The sequence below is a fragment of the Rathayibacter sp. AY1F2 genome (assembly GCF_002930885.1).
In the GTDB taxonomy this organism is placed as follows: Bacteria; Actinomycetota; Actinomycetes; order Actinomycetales; family Microbacteriaceae; genus Rathayibacter.
On the sequence record NZ_PSVG01000005.1, the window covers coordinates 1 to 20,605 of the forward strand.

Genomic DNA, 20,605 nt, shown 5'->3' on the forward strand with positions numbered 1-20,605 from the left:
CCAGCAAGCTGGGCTTCATCGTTCGACTTGCATGTGTTAAGCACGCCGCCAGCGTTCGTCCTGAGCCAGGATCAAACTCTCCGTAAAAAAATTACGACCCCCAACCCCGAAGAGAAGGAGAGTCAAGTTTGACCTCTAGCAAATAAGACATCTCTCCGACCCGAAAGCCGGAAGCTGACATCAATTTCCAAAGGAATCCCAACCCGATCCGAAGATCAAGGCCGGGGTATAAAATTGGCATTGAACATAGTGCACGCTGTTGAGTTCTCAAGAATCGGACACATCCCGCCTCCACACCAGAACGGTGCTTCACAACGAAAGTGATCGAAGATTGCTGTACGAGGGCGTGAGCCACTCGATTTGTCTTGCTTGCCGAGACCGGTTAGGCTTGTCAGGACCGAAGTCCCGATCGCCTCCGTGGCAACTCGACTAACTTAGCACATCCGCAGGCCGTGTCAAGTCCGGCTTCTTCGTGGTGTTCGCTGCACGATCGAGGACCGCACCGCTGCACCGGGCTCGGCCGTGAGGCCTTGCAACGAAGCCGGGACCGTGTCCCGTGGAGGCTTTGCATCTTACGCTCGCGATCCCGCAGTCTTCAAGAGACGAATCTCTAACAGGCCTGGGAGCGAGGGGATGGTCCCCGCTTGAGGTGGGCCAGCTGGTCTCGACGCTCCGCGCCTGACTCCCGCTTGCCGCTCCTTTGGGGTGACGAGGAGTTACATTACGTCGGGCCTCGGCCGAGCGGCAAATCGCCTGCGTCCCGGGCGTGTCGCGATTCAGGGGCCGTGCGTCGCTGAGTGTCCGACTCGGTACCCGACACCGGCTACCGGCTACCGGCTACCGGCTACCGGCTACCGGCTACCGGCTACCGGCTACCGGCTACCGGCTACCGGCTACCGGCTACCGGCTACCGGCTACCGGACACCGGACACCGGACACCGGACACCGGACACCGGACACCGGACACCGGACACCGGACACCGGACACCGGACACCGGACACCGGACACCGGACACGGGACACGGGACACCGTGTTGATGAGACCGCCGACGCCGTCATCATCCGCGTCCGCTCGAGGAGAGCGGGCACGCGGTCAGCGGACGAAGGCCCCGGCGAAGCTCTTCTTGCCGCGACGGAGGACGGCGATCCCATCGATCAACGGGAGCTCGCCGAGCGTGACGGTCTCGGACGGGAGGGCGGTGTTGTTCACCGAGAGCCCGCCCTGGGCGAGAGCCCGCCGCGCCTCCCCCGTGCTGGCGACGAGTCCGGTCTCGACGAACGCCTGCAGCGCCGGCGTCTCCGGGGTCGCCTCCATCGAGGGCACCGCCTCGAGTGCGCCGCGGAGGATGACCGGGTCGATCCCCTCGAGCGAGCCCTTGCCGAAGAGCGCGGCCGAGGCGTCGATCACCGAGCGCGTCGCCTCCGCTCCGTGCACCAGCGACGTGACCTCCCAGGCGAGCGCGCGCTGCGCCTCCCGGCGGAACGGCTCGTCGGCAGCGGCCTTCTCCAGGCGCTCGATCTCCGTGCGCGGCAGGAAGGTGAAGATCCGCAGGCGGTCGGCGACGTCACGGTCGTCCGTGTTGACCCAGAACTGGTAGAACGCGTACGGGCTGGTGAGCTCGGAGTCGAGCCAGACGGCGTTGCCCTCGCTCTTGCCGAACTTGGTGCCGTCGGAGTTCATCACCAGCGGTGTGCCGATCGCGTGGACCGACACGCCCTCCGTGCGGTGGATCAGGTCGGTCCCGCTCGTCAGGTTGCCCCACTGGTCGCTGCCGCCGGTCTGCAGGACGCACCCGTACTGCCGGTAGAGCTCCAGGTAGTCGAGTCCCTGCAGGATCTGGTAGCTGAACTCGGTGTAGCTGATCCCCGCGTCGGAGTTGAGGCGGGCGCTGACCGCGTCCTTCTTGAGCATCGTCCCCACACGGAAGTGCTTCCCGATCTCCCGCAGGAAGTCGATCGCCGACAGCGGAGCGGTCCAGTCGAGGTTGTTGACCAGGCGCAGCCCGTTGTCGCCGCCCGCGGGAACGAACCGGGACACCTGCGCCTGGAGGCGCTCGACCCACGCCGTCACCGTCTCGCGCGAGTTCAGCGTCCGCTCGGCCGTCGGACGCGGATCCCCGATCAGCCCGGTCGAGCCGCCGACGAGCCCGAGCGGCCGATGCCCGGCCAGCTGGAGCCGGCGCATGACGATCAGCTGCACCAGGTTCCCGAGGTGGAGGCTGGGCGCGGTCGGGTCGAACCCGCAGTAGTAGGTGATCGGCTCCCCCGACAGCAGCTCGCGCAACGCTCCCGCATCGGTCGACACGTGCACCGAGCCTCGCCAGACCAGCTCGTCCCACACGGAGTCGAAGGCGGGGTCGAGCCGCGGGCTCGTCGCGGACCCGGGGAGGTGCTGGTCGATCACCCGACCAGGCTACCGCGGCGGGAAGGAGCCGGTCTCCGGGAGTCAAGCGCACAGGCTTGATCCGGGGCGATCAAGTGCCGATACTTGATCGAGGAGGTCCGATGTTCGTCATCACCGCGGATCAGCGCGACAGCAGGCACGACCACGACCGCGTGGACCAGGCGATCGCGAGCCTGATCGACGACGGTCGGGCGTCGTTCGTCCTGCCCCCGGAGCGGACGGCGGGCGACGAGTTCCAGTGCGTGCTCGACCGGGCCGATGCCGTCGTCGCGCTCGTGCTCGAGCTGCACCGGACCGGCCACTGGAGCATCGGCCTCGGGATCGGCCCCGTCGACCGGCCACTCCCCGCGACCACGAGAGCGGCGACCGGGGAGGCGTACTTCGCGGCGCGCCGGGCGGTCGAGGCGGCGAAGGGCCGGCCGACGCGCTTCTCCCTCGATCCGGACGCACCGGGAACGGCGGCGCCGGCACCGGCGGACGTCCAGGCGCTGATCGATCCGCTCCTCCTGCTGCGCGACGCGCGCTCCGAGGCCGGCTGGCAGATCGTCGACCTGCTCGAGAGCGGCCTCTCCCAGAAGGATGCGGCCGAGCGCCTCGCCGTCAGCCCGCAGGCGGTCAGCCTCCGGGTCCGCGCGGCGAGTGCTCGAGTCGACGCTCCCGCCCGTGACGCGCTCGCGCGCCTGCTGACAGTGGTTGACCGTACGCTCGACCCCACCGACGAGAGGACACCCCGATGACGGCACCCCCCGGATCCCCCGCCCTGCTCCTCGCCTCCGCGCTGCAGTCCGCCTCGTGGACGGGCGTGGTGCTCGTGCTGCTCGCCGGACTCGCCGGTGCGGTGCTCGCCGTGCGCCTTCGCCGTCCGCAGCTCGCCTGGATCCCCCTCGTGGCGGCGGCCGCCGCCTTCCTGCTCACGGCGGTCGCCGGACCGTCCGCGCCCCCGATCCACTCCGTCCTGGTGGCGGTGCTGGCCTTCGCGCTGGCGATCGCGGGCGGCGGGCCGGTCGTGCTGCTCACCCTCCGGCTCGCGACGGCCGACTCCCGCAGCGGCAGCCACGGCGGCATCATGGTCGCCGGAACCTCCCGCCCCGCCGCCGGGAGCGCGCCCTCGGCGATCGGCCAGCCGATCGAGGTGCTGCGCGGGGGGACGACGATCGGGGTCCTCGAGCGGATCGCGACGGCCGGCGCACTGATGAGCGGTCTCCCCGAGGGGATCGCGGTCGTGGTGGCGATCAAGGGCGTCGGCCGCTTCAGCGAGCTCGCCTCCCCGGAGGCGCGCGAGCGGTTCATCATCGGCACGCTGGCGAGCCTCGCCTGGGCGGCGGCTCTCGGCGTTCTCGCCCGGCTCTACCTCGCGGGCTGAGCTCCGGGCCGCCGCCGGGGCACTGCTCTCCGGTAGGGCGAGACGGTGGGGTCGCCCGGGATGCTGAAGCGCCACGGGAAGTCGTCCCCGCCGCCCGGGCCCGAGACGCCGGTGCGCGGGCCCGCCGCCACGGAGGACGGCCTCTCCCCCGGCAGCAGCTCGAACGCCGCCTCGAGTGGGTCGCCCGACTCGGTGAGACGGACTCCGAGGGCCTTCGCCAGCCGTGCGGGTCCGCGGGCCAGATCCCGGCTGCGAACGGGTCCGCGCCGGATCATCGCGAGATCCTCCCCCGATACGACCTCGCCGGCGCGCAGCAGCACCGCCGACGCCGTGCCCGCCGGGGAGCAGACGATGTTCACGCAGGTGTGCATCCCGTAGGTGAAGTACGCGTACACGGACCCGGGCGGACCGAACATGGGAGCCGTCCGGGGTGTCGGTCCGCGGTGCGCATGCGAGCCCGGATCCTCACCGGTTCCGAGGTACGCCTCGACCTCGGTCAGCCGGACGCCGACCACGCCCTCCGGCGTGCGGTGCAGGAGGACGCGGCCGAGCAGCTCCGGTGCCACCTCGAGGGCCGAGCGCGCGAGGTCGGGGAGGTCGGCGCTCAGAAGAAGCTCTGGCCCGACACGAGGGTGATCACGATCACCGCGACGATGACGACTGCGGCGACGAGCACCAGAGTCCGCTGCTGCCAGGGCCGCAGCGGCGGACGGCCGTCGTCGCCCGGCGCTCCTCGAAGAGTCACGGGCGTTCCCCTCGGAGGGATCCGCGCACGACCCGGACGCGCTCGGTCAGCCGGGCGAGCTGCTCCGCGACGCGGTCGGGAGCCGTGCCGCCGACACCGTCCCGGCTCGCCACCGATCCCTCGATGCTGAGGACCGACCGCACGTCTGGAGTGAGCAGCGGCGACACCGAGGCGAGCGCGGCGTCGTCGAGATCCTCGAGCCCCCTCCCCTGCGACTCCGCCAGCTTGACCAGCTCACCGGTGATCTCGTGGGCGTCCCGGAAGGGCACGTGCTTCTTCACGAGCCACTCGGCCACGTCGGTCGCGAGGGAGAAGCCCTGGGGCGCGAGCTCCGCCATCCGGTCGGTGTGGAAGGTGAGGGTCGCGATCATGCCGGTGAACGCGGGCAGCAGGACCTCGAGGGTCGTCACCGAGTCGAAGACCGGCTCCTTGTCCTCCTGCAGGTCGCGGTTGTAGGCGAGCGGCAGCGCCTTGAGGGTCGCGAGCAGCCCGGTGAGGTTGCCGATCAGCCGGCCGGACTTCCCCCGGGCGAGCTCGGCGATGTCGGGGTTCTTCTTCTGCGGCATGATCGAGGACCCGGTCGAGTAGCCGTCGTCGAGCGTGACGAAGGCGAACTCCCGCGTGTTCCAGAGGATGACCTCCTCCGCGATGCGCGAGACGTCGATCCCGATCATGGCGGCGACGAAGGCGAACTCGGCGACGAGGTCGCGGCTGGCCGTCCCGTCGATCGAGTTCGGCACGCTCGACGCGAAGCCGAGATCGCGGGCGACCGCCTCGGCGTCCAGGCCGAGGGTCGAGCCGGCGAGGGCGCCCGAGCCGTAGGGCGAGACGTCCGCCCGGACGGCCCAGTCCCGCAGGCGCTCCAGATCGCGCAGCAGCGCCCAGCCGTGGGCGAGCAGATGGTGCGCGAGGAGCACGGGCTGAGCGTGCTGGAGGTGGGTGCGCCCGGGCATGATCGCCGTCGGGTGCGCCGACGCCTGCGCGGCGAGGGCGTCGATGAGCTGCACCACCAGCTCCGAGACGAGCGCCGCGTGGTCGCGGAGGTACATCCGGACGAAGGTGGCGATCTGGTCGTTGCGCGAGCGCCCCGCGCGGAGCTTGCCGCCGAGCTCGGGACCGGCTTCGAGCATCAGGCCGCGCTCGAGGGCGCCGTGCACGTCCTCGTCGGACTCGTCGGCGGCGAAGCTCCCGTCGGCGACGGCAGCCTCGAGCCGGTCGAGCGCCGCGAGCATCGCGGTGAGCTCGGCGTCGTCGAGGTAGCCCGCTCCGGCGAGCGCCCGGGCGTGGGCGCGGGAGCCGGCGAGGTCGTAGGGGGCGAGCTGCCAGTCGAAGTGGGTCGACCTCGAGAGCGCGGCGAGCTCGGGCGAGGGGCCGCCGGCGAAGCGGCCGCCCCAGAGGGCTCCGGCCTCGCCCGCGCGGGCGGAGGGTCGTTCCGTCATGGTTCTCCTCGGGTTCGGCTGTCGAGTCTACTGAGCGGCGTCGGCGGTGCCGGCGCGCTCCAGGAGCCACACGAGCAGGGCCTTCTGCGCGTGCAGGCGGTTCTCCGCCTCGTCCCAGATCACGCTCTGCGGGCCGTCGATCACGTCGGCGGTCACCTCGTAGCCGCGGTCCGCGGGCAGGCAGTGCAGGAACAGCGCGTCGGGAGCGGCAGCGGCCATCGTGGCGGCGTCGACCCGGTAGGCGCCGAAGGTCGCGACGCGCGCCGCCTTCTCGTCCTCCTTGCCCATCGACACCCACGTGTCCGTGATCACGATGTCGGAGCCGGCCGCGCCCTCGTCGGGGTCGGTCGTGGTGATCGCCGATCCGCCGGTGGTCGCGGCGATGCGCTGCGCATCGGCCAGGACCGCCGCGTCCGGCGAGTACGACTCCGGGGAGACGATGCGGACGTGCATGCCGGCCGTGGCCCCCGCCAGGAGGTACGAGTGCGCCATGTTGCTCGCTCCGTCGCCGAAGAACGTGAGCGTGAGTCCCGCGAGGTGACCGCGGTGCTCGCGGATGGTCAGCAGGTCGGCGAGGAGCTGGCACGGGTGGAACTCGTCCGAGAGCGCGTTGACGACCGGCACGCGCGTGCTGCGCGCCATCTCCTCCAGGCCCGACTGCGCGTAGGTGCGCCATACGATGGCGGCGACCTGGCGCTCCAGGACCCGCGCCGTGTCGGAGGCGGTCTCCTTGCCGCCGAGCTGGCTGCTCGCGGTCGAGATGATCAGGGGGCTGCCGCCGAGATCGGCGATGCCGACCGCGAAGGAGACACGGGTGCGCGTGGAGGACTTGTCGAAGATCACGGCGACGGTCTGCGGCCCGGCGAGGGGCTTCCGGGAGAAGCGGTCGCGCTTGAGCTCGAGGGCGAGGTCGAGGATCTCGGCCTGCTCGGCGGGAGTGATGTCGTCGTCGCGGAGGAAGTGGCGGGTCACGGTGCTGGTCGCTTTCGGTGGAGGTACGGGGTCAGAGGGTCTGCAGTGCGCGGCCGAAGCGCTCGGCGAACTCGGCGACGTCGGCGGCGGTCACCACGAGCGGAGGCGCGAGCCGGATGCTCGAGTCGTTCGCCGCGTTCACGATCAGGCCGGCGTCGAGGCAGGCGGCGGCGAGCTCGGCGGCGACCGGCCGGGTCAGGGCGATGCCCAGGAGGAGGCCCGCGCCGCGGACCCCTCCGATCAGGGGCGAGTCGAGAGCGGTCAGCGCGTCGACGATCTGCGCCCCGCGCTCCCGCGCGTTGCCGAGAAGGTCGGCGCGCTCGATCTCGGCGAGCACGGCTCCGGCCACGGCGGTCGCGAGCGGATTGCCGCCGAAGGTGCTGCCGTGGTGGCCCTTCTGCAGGAGATCGGACGCCTCGCCGAAGGTCACCAGCGCTCCGACGGGGAAGCCTCCGCCGAGCCCCTTGGCCAGGGTGACGGCGTCGGGCAGGATCCCCGCCTCCTGGTAGGCGAACCAGCGTCCGGTCCGCCCGACCCCGGTCTGGATCTCGTCGACGATGAGCAGCGCGCCGTGCTCGCGGGTGAGCTCCCGCGCGCGCTCGAGGTAGCCGGCCGGCAGCGGGATGACGCCCGCCTCCCCCTGGATGGGCTCGACGATCAGCGCGGCGACGGACTCGTCGAGAGCCGCCTCGAGGGCCTCGATGCTCGCCTCGAGGTGCTCGACCCCTCCCGGCATCGGCTCGAACGGCGCGCGCATGGCCGCCTTGCCGGTCAGAGCGAGCGCGCCCATCGTCCGCCCGTGGAACGCGTTCTGCAGCGCCACGACGCGGTGCCGGCCGCCGGCCGCGTTCAGCCGCGCCAGCTTGAAGGCCGCCTCGTTGGCCTCGGTGCCCGAGTTGGCGAAGTAGACGCGGCCCGTCTCCCCGGCCCCGGTGAGGCGGCGCAGGGTCTCGGCGAGCTCGATCTGCGGGGCGGTCGCGAAGTAGTTGGAGACGTGGGCGAGCGCACCGGCCTGGCGCGTCACGGCCTCGACGAACACGGGATGCGCATGGCCGAGCGAGTTGACGGCGATGCCGCCGAGGAAGTCGAGGTACTCCCGCCCGTCGACGTCCCAGACCCGGCAGCCCTCGCCGCGCTCGAGCACGGCGAGCGGCGGCGCGAAGGTCTGCATCATCGCGGCGGAGTAGCGGTCGCGCGCCGAGCCGGTGCGGGACGCGGTCGTGGGGGTGGACATGGTGGCCTTTCGATCGGAGCGGTCCGGCCGCGAGGGCCGACGGTGCGCGCGTCCCGGACGGGACGGGCGCTCGGAGCCGGGGCCGCTGAGGATCAGCGGCCCGACATTCGCTCCCGGTCGCGGGGGTCGAGCGAGGCGACGACCTCGGTGCCGATGCCCTCCGAGGTGAACACCTCGAGCAGGATCGAGTGCGGGATGCGGCCGTCGATGATGGCGGCCTTGGGCACTCCCCCGCGCACGGCGTCGAGGCAGGCGGTCATCTTGGGGATCATGCCCGATTCGAGCGAGGGCAGCAGAGCCGCGAGGTCGTCCGAGCGGATGTGCGAGACGAGCGACTCGCGGTCGGGCCAGTCGGAGTAGAGGCCGGCCACGTCGGTGAGGACGACGAGCTTCTCGGCGCCGAGCGCGACGGCCAGCGCGGCGGCGGCGGCGTCGGCGTTGACGTTCAGCGACTGCGTGGGGTCGTCCGAGTCGGGGGCGATCGAGGACACGACCGGGATCCGGCCGGCCTCGAGCTGAGCGAGGACGGCGGCGGGATCCACGGCGATCACGTCTCCGACGAGTCCGAGGTCGTGCTCCTCGCCGTCGATCACGACACCGCGGCGGCGGCCGACGAAGAGGCCCGCGTCCTCACCGGAGATACCGGCGGCGAGGGGGCCGTGCTCGTTGATCCGGCGGACGATGTCGCGGCTGATGCTGCCGGTGAGCACCATCCGCACCACCTCCATCGCCTCGGGGCTCGTGACCCGGTAGCCGCCCCGGAACTCGCTCTCGATCCCGAGCCGGTCGAGCATCCGCGAGATCTGGGGCCCGCCGCCGTGGACGACCACGGGGCGGATCCCGGCGTAGCGCAGGTAGACCATGTCCTGGGCGAAGGAGCGCTGCAGCTCCTCCGACACCATCGCGTTGCCGCCGAACTTGATTACCATCGTGCGCCCGTGGAAGCTCTGCAGCCAGGGCAGCGACTCGATGAGCGTCGCGGCCTTCCCGGGCGCGGCGTCGCGCTCGGCGCGGCTCTCGGCCGAGAGGGTGGTGTCGTCGCTCATGGCCGCCTCAGCTCGAGTACGCGGAGTTCTCGTGCACGTAGTCGTGCGTGAGGTCGTTGGTCCAGATCGTGGCCGTCGCGTCGCCGGCGTGCAGGTCGATGTCGACGGCGACCTGCCGAGGGGCGAGGTCGACGAGGTCGCGGCTCTCGTGCGGCTCGCCCGCGAGGCAGACCTGCACCCCGTTCATCGCGACGTCGATGCCGTACGGGTCGAACTGCGCATCGGTCGTGCCCACGGCGGCGAGGACGCGGCCCCAGTTGGGGTCCTTGCCGAAGATCGCGGCCTTGAACAGGTTGCTGCGGGAGACGGCGCGGGCGACGACCACGGCCTCGTCCTCGGTCGCGGCGTTCAGCACGCGGATCGCGACGTCGTGGTCGGCGCCCTCCGCGTCGGCCTGCAGCTGCAGGGTGAGGTCGCGGCAGACCGCGGTCAGGGCCTCGGTGAACTCGTCGGCGTCGGCCTCGACGCCGCTGGCGCCGCTCGCGAGCAGTGCGACGGTGTCGTTCGTCGACATGCAGCCGTCCGAGTCGAGGCGGTCGAAGGTGACGCGGGTCGCGGCACGCAGGGCGGTGTCGAGAGCGGCGGACTCGAGGGCCGCGTCGGTCGTGATCACGACCAGCATCGTCGCCAGACCCGGCGCGAGCATCCCGGCGCCCTTGGCCATGCCGCCGATGCTCCAGCCCCGCTCGGAACGGACCACCGCCTGCTTCGGGACCGTGTCGGTGGTCATGATCGCACGGGCGGCCGCCTCGCCCGCCTCGGGTCCCCCGGCGAGCTCGGCGGAGGCGCCGGTCACGCCGGCGGTGAGCTTCGCGAGGTCGAGCTGGTCGCCGATCAGCCCGGTGGAGCACACCAGCACGTCGCCGGCGGACACCTCGAGGCTCTCGCCCACGAGCTCCGCGGTGCGGTGGGTGACCTGGAAGCCCTGAGCACCCGTGTAGCAGTTGGCGCCGCCGGAGTTGAGGACGATCGCCGAGACGACGCCGTCGCGCATCACCTGCTCGCTCCAGAGGACGGGGTTCGCCTTGCAGCGATTGCTCGTGAAGACCGCGGCGGCGCTCTGCAGCGGGCCGAGGTTCTGCACGAGCGCGACGTCGCGCGCTCCGGTCGACTTCAGCCCGGCGACGACTCCGGCCGCCCGGAACCCTGCTGCTGCGGTGACGCTCACGGCGCGACTCCGTTCACGCTCAGGCCGAGGGACTCCGGGAGTCCCAGGGCGATGTTGGTGGACTGGACGGCCGCGCCCGCGGTGCCCTTGACCAGGTTGTCGATGGCCGAGACGACCACGACGCGGCGGGCCCGCTCGTCCACGGCGAGTCCGATCAGAGCGGTGTTCGCCCCCACCACGTCGGCCGTCCGGGGGAAGGAGCCCTCCGGGAGCAGCTGGACGAAGGTCTCGTCGCCGTAGGCGGTCTCCCACGCGGCGCGCACGTCCTGCGCGGAGACGCCGGGAGCGAGGCGCGCGGTCGAGGTCGCCAGGATGCCCCGGGACATCGGCACGAGGACCGGGGTGAACGAGATCGAGACGGGTCCGGCTCCGGCGAGCAGGAGGTTCTGCCGGATCTCGGGATTGTGGCGGTGCGCTCCGCCGAGGCCGTAGGCGTGCGCGGAGCCGAGGAGCTCGCTGGCGAGGAGGTCGATCCGCAGGCTCTTGCCCGCACCCGAGGGTCCGACGGCGAGGACCGCGACGAGGTCCGACGACTCGATCACTCCGGCGTGCAGGCCGGGGGCCAGGCCGAGCGTGATCGCCGTGACGTTGCAGCCGGGGACGGCGATGCGCCGCACTCCGGCGAGCGCCTCGCGCTGCTTGCGTCCGCCGCCGCCGATCAGCAGCTCCGGGAGCCCGTAGGGCCAGGCCCCGGCGAAGTCGCCCCCGTAGAAGTCGGCCCAGTCCTGCGGGTCGGTCAAGCGGTGGTCGGCGCCGCAGTCGACGACGAGGACGTCCTCGGGCAGGGTCGCGGTGATCTCGCCCGACTTCCCGTGCGGGAGGGCGAGGAAGACGACGTCGTGCCCGGCGAGGTTCCCGGTCGTCGTGTCGACGAGGACGAGGTCGCGGAGCGAGCGGAGGTGCGGGTGCACGGCGACGAGGGGCTGACCCGCGTTGGCGTGCGCCGTCACCGTGCGCACCTCGAACTCGGGGTGGTCGGCGAGCAGTCGCAGCAGCTCGCCGCCCGCGTAGCCGCTCGCACCGGCCACCGCCACGGAGAAAGTCATGCCCGAGAGCCTAGCCGGTGCGGGTGCGGGGCCCCGCCCGGCCGAGCCGGACGGGACCCCCGGCCTCACTCGCGGAGTCGGACGCCGAAGCGCTCCGCCGCCACGGCCACGCCGTTCTCCTTCGCGGCCGTCGCCTCGGCCGCGGTGAGCGTGCGGTCCGGCGCGCGGAAGCGCAGCGCGAATGTCAGCGACTTCGTCCCCTCGGCGAGCCCGGTGCCGCGGTAGTCGTCGACCAGGCGGATCGCCTCGAGCAGCTCGCCCGCCCCCTCGGCGACGGCGGCGCGCACGTCGGCTGCCGCGATGCCGACCGGCACGACGAGCGAGAGGTCCTGGGTCGCGGCGGGCAGCGCGCCCACCGGACGGGCCACGACGACCCTCCCGGCCCGCGCGAGCAGCGGCTCGAGGTCGAGCTCGACCACGGCGACGCGGCGCGGGAGGTCGAGCTCCTCGGCGAGCGCCGGGAGCAGCTCCCCCGCGTGCCCGATGACCGCGCCGTCGAGCACGACCTCGGCGGTGCGGCCCGGGTGCAGCGCGGCGTGGGCCCCCTGGCGCAGCACGAGCTCGGTGCCGGTCGCCGCGGCGACCTCGCGGACCACGTCGAGGGCGTCGCGCCAGTCGACGTCACGCCCGGCGACACCGGGCTGGCGCACGACGGCGGCACCCGTGAGCAGCGCCGCGAGGTGCCGCGGCTGCGGCGGAATGCCCGCGTTCAGCTCGGCCTCGACCTCCGCGGACGGACGCGTCCCGCCCGCAGGGAGCGCCCCCGAGCCGAACGGGCGGCCGGCAACCGGGAGGAAGACGGAGCCGAGCTCGTAGACCGCGAGATCCGTCAGGCCGCGCGAGCGGTTGCGGGCCGCGACCTGCACGAGACCCGGCAGCAGAGAGATCCGCAGCTGGCCCGCGGTCGCGTCGAGCGGGTTGGCGAGCGTGATCTGCTCCTGCGGCTCCCCGTCGACCGAGCCGAGCCGGTCGTTGATCGAGCGCGAGAGGAACGGGTACGAGAGCACCTCGGTCAGACCCGCGGCGGCGAGCGCCTGGGCGAGGGTGCGGCGCAGCCGCTGGCCCGGGGTCAGCCCGCGGCCGGGAGGCGCCACGGGCAGGATCGCCGGGATGCGGTCGTACCCGGTGATGCGGGCGACCTCCTCCGCGAGCGAGGCGCGGTCGACGAGGTCGGGGCGCCAGCTCGGCGGAGTCACCAGCAGGCCCGCTCCGCCGGCCTCGACGGAGGCGCCGATCTCGACGAGCGCGCCGCGGATCTCCTCCGGGGTGTACTCCACGCCGATGAGGCCTGCGACGTAGCCGTCCGGCAGCTCGACCGGCTCCGCCGTGCGCGGGTCGGCCAGGACCGAGCCGAGCTCGTCCGCCGTGCCGCCGGCGAGCTCCACGAGCAGCTGCACCGCGCGGGCCGCGGCGACCGAGGCCACCTCGGGGTCGACGCCGCGCTCGAAGCGCCGCGACGCCTCGCTCGGCAGCTTGTGCCGGCGAGCCGTCCGGGCGATCGAGACCGGGTCGAAGTTCGCCGCCTCGAGCAGGACGTCGGACGTGGCGTCCGAGATCTCGGTGCGCGCGCCCCCCATCACTCCGGCGAGGCCGATCGCCCCGCCGTCGTCGGCGATGACGAGGTCCTCCGCGTGCAGGCGCCGGGTCTGGCCGTCGAGCGTCTCGAGGGTCTCCCCCGGTGCGGCGCGGCGCACCACGATGCAGCCCTGCAGGGTCGCCAGGTCGTAGCCGTGCAGCGGCTGGCCCAGCTCGAACATCACGTAGTTGGTGATGTCCACGACGAGCGAGATCGAGCGGACGCCGGCCAGTCGCAGTCGCGCGAGCATCCACGGCGGCGTCGGTCGTGAGACGTCGACGCCCCGAACGACGCGCGTGACGAACACGGAGGCGCCGACACGGCCGCGGATCGGCGCCTCGTCGGCCACGGACACGGGGAAGACGGGGGCCGTCTCCGTGCGCTCGTGCGGAGGGAGCGCCCGAGCGGGGTCGCGGAAGGCGGCTCCGGTGGCGTGGGCGTACTCGCGGGCGATGCCGCGGATCGAGAAGGCGTAGCCGCGGTCGGGCGTCACGTTGACCTCGACCGCGGCGTCGTCGAGACCGAGGAGCGCGACGGCGTCCGTGCCCGGCTCCGGGTCGAGCCCGAGCGAGGCGAGGCGGAGGATGCCGTCGTGGTCGTCCCCGAGGCCGAGCTCGCGGCTCGAGGCGATCATCCCGTCGGACACGTGCCCGTAGGTCTTCCGCGCGGAGATCGGGAACGGCCCGGGCAGGACCGCGCCCGGCAGTGACACGACGACCTTGTCGCCGGCCGCGAAGTTGTGGGCTCCGCAGACGATGCCGCGGACGTCCTCTCCGCCGTCGGCGGCCCGCCCGCCCTCCGGGGCCACGCGGACGTGGCACCAGTTGATGGTCTTGCCGTTCTTCTGCGGCTCCGGAGCGAGGTCGAGCACCTCGCCGACGACGACGGGGCCGGTCACCTCGAAGCGGTGGACGTCCTCCTCCTCCAGGCCGACCGACACCAGGGCCGCGTGCACGGACTCCGTCGTGACGTCCTGCTCGAGGTCGACGTACTCCCCCAGCCAGCTCAGCGGGATGCGCATCAGATCACCATCCCGTACTGCTCGCTGAAGCGGACGTCGCCCTCGACCATGTCGCGCATGTCCTTCACGTCGTTGCGGAACATCAGGGTCCGCTCGATCCCCATGCCGAAGGCGAACCCGGAGTACTCCTCCGGGTCGATCCCGGCCGCGCGCAGCACGTTCGGATTGACCATGCCGCAGCCGCCCCACTCGATCCAGCGGGCACCGCCGACGAAGGTCGGGTGCCAGACGTCCAGCTCGGCGCTGGGCTCGGTGAAGGGGAAGTAGTTCGGGCGCAGGCGAATGCGCGCGTCGTCGCCGAAGAGGATCCGCGCGACGTGCTCGAGGGTGCCCCGCAGGTGCGCCATGGTCAGGCCGCGGTCGACGGCGAGACCCTCGAACTGCGTGAACACGGGCGTGTGCGTCGCGTCGAGCTCGTCGGTGCGGTACACCCGTCCGGGAGCGATCACGTAGAGCGGCAGCGGGCGCTCGAGCATCGAGCGGATCTGCACCGGCGAGGTGTGCGTGCGCAGCACCAGGTGCGAGTCGACGGGGTCGACGAAGAAGGTGTCCTGCATGGCTCGGGCCGGGTGGTCCTCGTCGAAGTTCAGGGCGTCGAAGTTGAACCACTCGTTCTCGAGCTCCGGCCCCTCCGCGATCTCCCAGCCCATCCCGACGAACACGTCGGCGATCGACTCCTGGAGCAGCGAGAGGGGGTGGCGGGCGCCGCGGCGCACGAAGCTGGCGCCGGCGGTGACGTCCACGCGCTCGGCCTCGAGCGCGGCCGCGTCCTCGGCCTCGACGAGCTCGGCCTCGCGGGCGGCGTAGGCGTCGCCCACCTGCTTGCGGGCACCGCCGACGAGCTTGCCGGACGCCGCCTTGTGCTCGGGCGGGACGGAGCGCATCTGCGCGTTGAGGCGGGCGAGGGCGGACCCCTCGCCGAGGTGGGCGGCTCGGGCGGACTTCAGAGCGGTGGAGTCGCCCGCCGCGCCGATGGCGGCGAGGGCGTCGGCGACCGCCGCGGAGACGGCCTCATCGGTGATCGGGTTGCTGTCTGACACGATCCCCCAGTGTAGGCGAGGGCCTCCGCCCCCTCCCGCCGCCCGCGCGCGGTGCTCGTCGCGCTCGCCCGCGGCCAGGCCCCCATCTGCGCCGACGGCCCTCGAAGCCCCGCCACCGGCGCTGCTCGACCAGCAGGGGCGGGTTCTCGCTACGCCGGGGTCGGAGGCTGCTCGACCGGCAGGAAGCTGGGCGCCGCCGGACGGGAAGACGCCCGGACCGATCGCGACTCCCCGATCACCACCGCCTCCGCGTCGACGACGCCGGAGCGGAGCACCACCGCTCGATGCGCTGAGCGATCGCCGGACCCTCGAGGCGAACGGACGAATCGCGTGCGAGCGATTCCTCCTAGCCGGACGCAGGACGCTCTGCGGAACCCGACCCCGTCAGGAAGCCGACCGCGGTGAGGATCGCCCTCGGGCGATCCTCACCGTTCAATCCTGCACAGCGATCAGCTGCGTGTCCGTCTGCGCGCGGGCTGCGGGGTGGCCGCCGATGGTGCGGCCGCCGCGTCCGCCGCTCTTCGTGCGGATCTCGATCCACTTCGCCAGCCCCGAGAGGAGGAGGCAGATGCCGATGTAGATCGCTCCGATGACGATCGCCGCCGGGATGATCGGGCTGTCGAGGCTCGACTGGTTGCCCAGGTAGCGCGCGTAGTACAGCAGCTCGTTGTAGGTGATGATCGAGCCGAGCGCCGTGTCCTTGAGGGCGACGACGAGCTGGGCGATGATCACGGGCAGCATCGAGCGGATCGCCTGGGGGAACAGGATGAGCCGCATCACGCCGGACTTGCGCAGGCCGATCGCGTAGCCCGCCTCCTTCTGTCCTCGCGGGAGGGCTTCGATGCCGGCGCGGAAGATCTCGGAGAAGACGGAGCCGTTGTAGAGGGTCAGGGCGATGACGACGGCGAGGTAGGGGCTGAGCTTGAGGCCCGCGAACGGCAGGCCGTAGTACATCAGCATCATCAGGATCAGGACGGGGATCGCCCGGAACAGCTCGATGAAGAGCGTGACGGGGACGTTGATCCAGCGCCGGTCCGAGAGCCGGCCGATCGCCAGGAGGAGGCCGAGGACGAGGCTGGCGACGCCCGCCGTGGCGAAGGCCGCGAGCGTGCGGCCGAGGGCGCCGCCGATGCTCTGCCAGACCAGTGGGTAGCCGAACGCGCGCCACTTGGAGGCGTCGAACTGGCCGGACTCCGCGAAGCGCCAGACCACGAAGCCGAGGAACGCCGCGATCAGCAGGACGACGACGACGCCGATGACGCGGTTGCGCACGACGGCCCGGGGGCCGGGGTTGTCGAAGAGGACGGAGCTCATCGGGCGACCCTCCACTTCTTCTCGAGCTGACGTTGGACGAGCGAGAGCAGGGTGACCAGGACCACGAAGACCAGGGCCACCCAGAGGACGACGATGAGGCTGTTCTCGCCGCGCTCGTTGAGCACGCGGACGATGGTGCCCGCCTCCGCGACCGAGAAGCCGGCGGCGACGGTGGTGTTCTTCAGCAGCGCGATCAGGACGCTCATGAGCGGCGGGATCACGGAGCGGAAGGCCTGGGGCAGGACGACCTGCGTCATGGTGAGGCCGAAGTCGAGGCCGATCGCGCGGGCGGCCTCGGCCTGGCCGATCGGCACGGTGTTGATGCCCGAGCGCAGCACCTCCGCGACGTAGGTCGCGGTGTAGAGGCTGAGGGCGCAGATCGCCAGGTTCGTGTAGTCCACCTGCGGCAGGTCGAGCTTGGGGTAGCCGAAGGCGAAGAAGAACATCACCAGCGTGAGCGGGGTGTTCCGGATGGTGTTCACGTACACCGTGCCGACCGCGCGGGCGATCGGGACGGGCGAGACGCGCATCGCGCCGACCACCGTGCCGATCAGCAGGGCGAACACGAGCGAGACGCTGAAGAGGATCAGGGTGTTGCCGAAGGCCGGGACGTAGACGTCGAGGTTGTTCAACAGGACATCCATGCGGCTGGCCCTTCTGTCGGAGCGGTGGTGGTGGTCGAGGAGAGGGGACCCCCGGGCGGCGGTCGGGCCGCCCGGGGCGCCTCCTAGTAGTCGTTCACCGCCGGCTGGGTGACGGTCGTGCCGGACTGGCCGAGCGTCTCGTCGTAGATGGCGCTCCAGGTCTCGCCGCCGTCGGTCAGCATGCCGTTGACGAAGTGGCGCAGGGCGTCGTCGTCCTTGGGCAGGCCGATTCCGTACAGCTCGGTGCTGAAGGGCTCGCCGACGACCTTGAGCTCGTCGGGCCGCTGAGCGGCGTAGCCGATCAGGATCGCGCCGTCGGTGGTGACGGCGTCGACGGTGCCGTCGGCGAGGGCGTCCACGCACTGCGAGTACGTGTCGAACTCCTCGGTCTTCACCTCGGGGTAGTTGGTGCGGATGTTCTGGATCGGGGTGGAGCCGGTGGCCGAGCACACCGTGGTGTCGGCGGTGAGGTCGTCCGGTCCGGTGATCGTGTCGTTGTCGGCCGCGACGAGCAGCTGCTGGCCGGTCTCGAAGTAGGGTCCGGCGAAGCCGACCTGCTCCTTGCGCTTGTCGGTGATCGAGTAGGTGCCGACGTAGTAGTCGATGTCGCCGTTCACGATCGACGCCTCGCGGTTGGCCGACGGGATCGCCTTGAACTCGATGGCGTCGGCCGCGAAGCCGAGCGAGGCGGCGGTCCACTTCGCGATCTCGATGTCGAACCCGGAGCGCTCGCCGGTCGCCGCGTCGAGGTAGCCCAGCCCGGGCTGATCCTCCTTGACGCCGATGACGACCTTGCCGTCCGCGGTCATCGCGTCGAAGGTCGGGCTGCCCTCGAGAGTGACGTCGGAGGCGACCTCGTACGCGGAGGTCCCTCCCTCGGAGCCTCCACCGGCGCCGCCGCCGGCGGTTCCGGAGTCGCCGGAGCAGCCGGCGAGGGCGAGGGTCGCTGCTGCGAGTCCCGCGGTCATGAACATGAGCCTGGTGCGCATGATCGTCCTTCCTGGGGTTCGGCCCGCCGGAGCGGGCGATGTCGGGTCGGCTCCCGGGTCACGGGTCCGACCTGCCTGGTGGCTGCGGATCGCGCTTCTAGTGCGTGATGAGCTTGGAGAGGAAGTCCTTGGCCCGGTCGGTGCGGGGCGCGGTGAAGAACGACTCCGGGTCGGTGTCCTCGAGGATCTCGCCGTCGGCCATGAACACGACGCGATCGGCGGCCTTCCGGGCGAAGCCCATCTCGTGGGTGACGACGATCATCGTCATCCCGTCCTTGGCGAGCCCGACCATCACGTCCAGGACCTCGTTGATCATCTCGGGGTCGAGCGCCGAGGTCGGCTCGTCGAAGAGCATCACCTTGGGCTTCATCGCCAGCGCCCGCGCGATCGCGACGCGCTGCTGCTGCCCGCCGGAGAGCTGGGCCGGGGTCTTGGCGGCCTGGTGGCCGACGCCGACCCGGTCGAGCAGTGCCGTGGCCTGGGCCTCCGCGTCCTTGCGGGAGAGCCCGCGGACCTTGATCGGGCCGAGGGTGACGTTCTCGAGGATCGTCTTGTGCGCGAAGAGGTTGAACGACTGGAAGACCATCCCGACGTCGGCGCGGAGCGCGGCGAGGCCCTTGCCCTCCTCCGGGAGCTTCTGACCGTCGATGGTGATGGTGCCGCCCGAGATCGTCTCGAGCCGGTTGACCGTGCGGCAGAGCGTCGACTTGCCGGATCCGGAGGGGCCGAGGACCACGACGACCTCGCCCCGGTGCACCGTCAGATCGATGTCCTTCAGAGCCTGGAAGTCGCCGTAGTGCTTCTGCACCCCGGAGAGGACGACGAGGGGTTCACCGGCGGGAGCGGCGGCGCGCTCGTCTTGCGGGGCTGTGACCATGCCGTCAGAGAAGCACACGGGGATGGGCCGGTCAAATCATGAGGGAATTCTTAACCGAAGGGTAACAACGCGCCCTGTTCTCCAGGTTCGCGGCACCCTCGGCCCGGTTCCTCTCAGGAACGCAGCGCGAAGGCGCTCTCGTACAGGCAGACGGAGGCCGCGGTCGCGAGGTTGAGCGACTCCGCCGCCCCGTAGATGGGCACCGCGACCACGCCGTCGACGAGGGCGAGCGACTCCTCCTCGAGGCCGCGCGCCTCGTTGCCGAAGACCCAGATGGTCGGCTGGGCGAGGTCCCCGCGGGCGCGGACGTCGAGCAGGTCCTCCCCCTTCACGTCGGCCGCGACGGAGCGCAGTCCCACGCCGCGGAGCCGGCCCAGCACGTCGGCGAGGTCGGCGCCGACCGCGACCGGGAGGTGGAAGAGCGAGCCGGTCGTGGAGCGCACGACCTTGGGGTTGTAGAGGTCGACCGAGCGGCCGGACAGCACGACCGCGTCAGCGCCGGCGGCGTCGGCGGCACGGATGATCGTGCCGAGATTGCCCGGATCGCGGACCTCCTCGAGCACCGCCACGAGGCGCGGCTCGGAGGCGACGACGTCCTTGAGCGACGTGGGGAACTGACGGCAGACCGCGACGAAGCCCTGCGGAGTGACGGTGTCGGCCATCGCGTCGAGGACGTCCTCGGTCACGTACTCGATCTCCACCTCCGCCTCGGCGGCCGCGGCGACGATCTCGGGGTGCCGCTCCAGAGCGGTCGGAGTCGCGAACGACTCGACGATCAGCTCCGGGCGGTACTGCAGAGCCTCGGAGAGTGCCTGCGGGCCCTCGAGGAGGAAGAGCCCCGTCTCGAGCCGGGCCGGGCGGCGGGTGAGCTTCGCCACGGAGCGGACACGGGGAGAGCGGGGGTTGTCGAGCATGCGGCGAGCCTATCGGCGCGGTGATCGCCGCCCCCGCAGACACGGCGCGGGAGGGCCCTCGAACGACGGAGGGGGCCGCGACCTCTCGGTCGCGACCCCCTCCGGGAAGCCGTGCTGACTACGCTGCGGCCTTGGGCGCCGAGGTGTCGGCGGGCAGCGCGCTCTTCGCGGTCGCGACGAGCGAGGCGAACGTGGCCGGCTCGGTGATCGCGAGGTCCGCGAGGATGCGGCGGTCGACCTGGACGCCGGCCAGGGCGAGGCCCTGGATGAAGCGGTTGTAGGTCAGGCCGTTCGCGCGGGACGCGGCGTTGATGCGCTGGATCCAGAGACGACGGAACTCGCCCTTCTTGGCGCGGCGGTCGCGGTACGAGTAGACGAGGGAGTGGGTGACCTGCTCCTTCGCCTTGCGGTAGAGGCGCGACCGCTGGCCGCGGTAGCCCGAGGCGCGCTCGAGGATGACGCGACGCTTCTTGTGGGCGTTGACGGCCCTCTTCACTCTTGCCATTGCTGTTTCTTCCTATCGATCCGTGTCGGCTGAGTAGCGACCACGCGGCGCAGCGGGCTGCGCCGGCGGTGGGCTACAGACCGAGAAGCTTCTTGGCGACCTTGGCGTCCTGCGGGGCGAGGACCTGGTCCTGGTTGAGGCGGCGCGTGCGAACGCTGGACTTGGACTCCAGGTTGTGACGCATGCCGGCCTGCTGCTTCATGACCTTGCCGGAGCCGGTCACCTTGAAGCGCTTCTTGGCACCCGAGTGGGTCTTCATCTTGGGCATGTTCTCTCCTTGTGAACGTCACTCCGCGCTCGGCGGGGCG

20 protein-coding genes and 1 rRNA gene are annotated in these 20,605 nt (G+C 71.7%); 2 read left to right on the forward strand and 19 right to left on the reverse strand.

Translation table 11 applies throughout. The annotated features are described in order from the left end of the window. Both C5C54_RS05500 and tyrS read right to left on the reverse strand, forming a co-directional pair. Positions 1 to 87, reverse strand: a 16S ribosomal RNA gene (locus C5C54_RS05500); the annotation flags it as partial. 1,006 nt (positions 88 to 1,093) lie between these two features. Next, on the reverse strand, positions 1,094 to 2,404 hold the full coding sequence (tyrS, locus tag C5C54_RS05510) for a tyrosine--tRNA ligase (protein WP_104224503.1): 1,311 nt from the start codon (positions 2,402 to 2,404) through the stop codon (positions 1,094 to 1,096). A gap of 101 nt (positions 2,405 to 2,505) precedes the next feature. Here tyrS and C5C54_RS05515 point away from each other — a divergent pair, with 101 nt between their 5' ends. Then, positions 2,506 to 3,141: a DNA-binding protein gene (locus tag C5C54_RS05515; RefSeq protein ID WP_104255580.1), complete on the forward strand. Its 636-nt coding sequence runs from the start codon at positions 2,506 to 2,508 to the stop codon at positions 3,139 to 3,141. Further along, complete coding sequence (locus C5C54_RS05520; protein WP_258059401.1) at positions 3,138 to 3,767, forward strand: hypothetical protein; 630 nt, start codon at positions 3,138 to 3,140, stop codon at positions 3,765 to 3,767. Before C5C54_RS05515 ends, C5C54_RS05520 begins: the two co-directional genes overlap by 4 nt. Here the strand turns inward: C5C54_RS05520 and C5C54_RS05525 are convergent. The 17 genes from C5C54_RS05525 to rpmI all read right to left on the reverse strand — a co-directional run bounded on the left by C5C54_RS05525 (position 3,752) and on the right by rpmI (position 20,565). Then, complete coding sequence (locus C5C54_RS05525; protein ID WP_104226321.1) at positions 3,752 to 4,375, reverse strand: DNA-3-methyladenine glycosylase; 624 nt, start codon at positions 4,373 to 4,375, stop codon at positions 3,752 to 3,754. The two genes, C5C54_RS05520 and C5C54_RS05525, sit on opposite strands and share 16 nt — an antisense overlap. Next, positions 4,372 to 4,512: a hypothetical protein gene (locus C5C54_RS17890; RefSeq protein ID WP_160034127.1), complete on the reverse strand. Its 141-nt coding sequence runs from the start codon at positions 4,510 to 4,512 to the stop codon at positions 4,372 to 4,374. The genes C5C54_RS05525 and C5C54_RS17890 overlap by 4 nt, the downstream gene beginning before the upstream one ends. Next, on the reverse strand, positions 4,509 to 5,951 hold the full coding sequence (gene argH, locus C5C54_RS05530; RefSeq protein ID WP_104287939.1) for an argininosuccinate lyase: 1,443 nt from the start codon (positions 5,949 to 5,951) through the stop codon (positions 4,509 to 4,511). The genes C5C54_RS17890 and argH overlap by 4 nt, the downstream gene beginning before the upstream one ends. A gap of 27 nt (positions 5,952 to 5,978) precedes the next feature. Then, positions 5,979 to 6,923 (reverse strand): ornithine carbamoyltransferase, encoded by a 945-nt coding sequence (gene argF / locus C5C54_RS05535; protein WP_104238645.1) that lies wholly within the window; start codon positions 6,921 to 6,923, stop codon positions 5,979 to 5,981. 31 nt (positions 6,924 to 6,954) lie between these two features. Beyond that, complete coding sequence (locus tag C5C54_RS05540; RefSeq protein WP_104287940.1) at positions 6,955 to 8,157, reverse strand: acetylornithine transaminase; 1,203 nt, start codon at positions 8,155 to 8,157, stop codon at positions 6,955 to 6,957. A 92-nt stretch (positions 8,158 to 8,249) separates the two neighbouring features. Next, positions 8,250 to 9,203, reverse strand: a complete 954-nt coding sequence (gene argB / locus C5C54_RS05545; protein WP_104224497.1) for an acetylglutamate kinase — start codon at positions 9,201 to 9,203, stop codon at positions 8,250 to 8,252. 7 nt (positions 9,204 to 9,210) lie between these two features. After that, entirely contained in the window at positions 9,211 to 10,371 is a 1,161-nt protein-coding gene (gene argJ, locus C5C54_RS05550; RefSeq protein ID WP_104287941.1) for a bifunctional glutamate N-acetyltransferase/amino-acid acetyltransferase ArgJ, read from the reverse strand. Next, positions 10,368 to 11,417: an N-acetyl-gamma-glutamyl-phosphate reductase gene (gene argC, locus C5C54_RS05555; RefSeq protein WP_104287942.1), complete on the reverse strand. Its 1,050-nt coding sequence runs from the start codon at positions 11,415 to 11,417 to the stop codon at positions 10,368 to 10,370. Before argC ends, argJ begins: the two co-directional genes overlap by 4 nt. 65 nt (positions 11,418 to 11,482) lie before the next feature. Then, positions 11,483 to 14,014, reverse strand: a complete 2,532-nt coding sequence (gene pheT / locus C5C54_RS05560) for a phenylalanine--tRNA ligase subunit beta (RefSeq protein WP_104287943.1) — start codon at positions 14,012 to 14,014, stop codon at positions 11,483 to 11,485. Next, positions 14,014 to 15,054, reverse strand: a complete 1,041-nt coding sequence (gene pheS, locus C5C54_RS05565; protein ID WP_104250188.1) for a phenylalanine--tRNA ligase subunit alpha — start codon at positions 15,052 to 15,054, stop codon at positions 14,014 to 14,016. Before pheS ends, pheT begins: the two co-directional genes overlap by 1 nt. Before the next feature lie 432 nt (positions 15,055 to 15,486). Then, on the reverse strand, positions 15,487 to 16,368 hold the full coding sequence (locus C5C54_RS05570; protein WP_104224492.1) for an amino acid ABC transporter permease: 882 nt from the start codon (positions 16,366 to 16,368) through the stop codon (positions 15,487 to 15,489). Further along, a complete protein-coding gene (locus tag C5C54_RS05575; protein WP_104224491.1) occupies positions 16,365 to 17,012 on the reverse strand; it encodes an amino acid ABC transporter permease in 648 nt (215 codons plus the stop codon). Before C5C54_RS05575 ends, C5C54_RS05570 begins: the two co-directional genes overlap by 4 nt. A gap of 83 nt (positions 17,013 to 17,095) precedes the next feature. Next, positions 17,096 to 18,001 carry a glutamate ABC transporter substrate-binding protein gene (locus tag C5C54_RS05580; protein ID WP_181073455.1) on the reverse strand — a complete coding sequence of 302 codons (906 nt, stop codon included), beginning with the start codon at positions 17,999 to 18,001 and terminating at the stop codon, positions 17,096 to 17,098. Between the two features lie 97 nt (positions 18,002 to 18,098). After that, the gene (locus C5C54_RS05585; RefSeq protein WP_104224489.1) at positions 18,099 to 18,878 is read right to left on the reverse strand and encodes an amino acid ABC transporter ATP-binding protein; all 780 of its coding nucleotides are present in this window, start codon (positions 18,876 to 18,878) and stop codon (positions 18,099 to 18,101) included. Positions 18,879 to 18,991: 113 nt separating this feature from the next. After that, positions 18,992 to 19,792, reverse strand: coding sequence for an RNA methyltransferase (locus tag C5C54_RS05590; RefSeq protein ID WP_104287944.1), 801 nt, complete (start codon positions 19,790 to 19,792; stop codon positions 18,992 to 18,994). Between the two features lie 118 nt (positions 19,793 to 19,910). Next, positions 19,911 to 20,297 (reverse strand): 50S ribosomal protein L20, encoded by a 387-nt coding sequence (gene rplT, locus C5C54_RS05595; protein WP_104224487.1) that lies wholly within the window; start codon positions 20,295 to 20,297, stop codon positions 19,911 to 19,913. Between the two features lie 73 nt (positions 20,298 to 20,370). Next, positions 20,371 to 20,565: a 50S ribosomal protein L35 gene (gene rpmI / locus C5C54_RS05600; RefSeq protein WP_055793295.1), complete on the reverse strand. Its 195-nt coding sequence runs from the start codon at positions 20,563 to 20,565 to the stop codon at positions 20,371 to 20,373. Positions 20,566 to 20,605 lie beyond the last annotated feature (40 nt).

Bases quoted from the DNA above. Each gene is read 5' to 3' on its own strand.
- pheT (WP_104287943.1), bottom strand. From the start codon at position 14,014: ATGCGCATCCCGCTGAGCTGGCTGGGGGAGTACGTCGACCTCGAGCAG.
- C5C54_RS05585 (WP_104224489.1), bottom strand. From the start codon at position 18,878: ATGGTCACAGCCCCGCAAGACGAGCGCGCCGCCGCTCCCGCCGGTGAA.
- C5C54_RS05590 (WP_104287944.1), bottom strand. From the start codon at position 19,792: ATGCTCGACAACCCCCGCTCTCCCCGTGTCCGCTCCGTGGCGAAGCTC.
- argB (WP_104224497.1), bottom strand. From the start codon at position 9,203: ATGAGCGACGACACCACCCTCTCGGCCGAGAGCCGCGCCGAGCGCGAC.
- argC (WP_104287942.1), bottom strand. From the start codon at position 11,417: ATGACTTTCTCCGTGGCGGTGGCCGGTGCGAGCGGCTACGCGGGCGGC.
- argH (WP_104287939.1), bottom strand. From the start codon at position 5,951: ATGACGGAACGACCCTCCGCCCGCGCGGGCGAGGCCGGAGCCCTCTGG.
- C5C54_RS05575 (WP_104224491.1), bottom strand. From the start codon at position 17,012: ATGGATGTCCTGTTGAACAACCTCGACGTCTACGTCCCGGCCTTCGGC.
- C5C54_RS05540 (WP_104287940.1), bottom strand. From the start codon at position 8,157: ATGTCCACCCCCACGACCGCGTCCCGCACCGGCTCGGCGCGCGACCGC.
- C5C54_RS05580 (WP_181073455.1), bottom strand. From the start codon at position 18,001: ATGCGCACCAGGCTCATGTTCATGACCGCGGGACTCGCAGCAGCGACC.
- rplT (WP_104224487.1), bottom strand. From the start codon at position 20,297: ATGGCAAGAGTGAAGAGGGCCGTCAACGCCCACAAGAAGCGTCGCGTC.
- C5C54_RS05515 (WP_104255580.1), top strand. From the start codon at position 2,506: ATGTTCGTCATCACCGCGGATCAGCGCGACAGCAGGCACGACCACGAC.
- rpmI (WP_055793295.1), bottom strand. From the start codon at position 20,565: ATGCCCAAGATGAAGACCCACTCGGGTGCCAAGAAGCGCTTCAAGGTG.
- C5C54_RS05520 (WP_258059401.1), top strand. From the start codon at position 3,138: ATGACGGCACCCCCCGGATCCCCCGCCCTGCTCCTCGCCTCCGCGCTG.
- C5C54_RS05570 (WP_104224492.1), bottom strand. From the start codon at position 16,368: ATGAGCTCCGTCCTCTTCGACAACCCCGGCCCCCGGGCCGTCGTGCGC.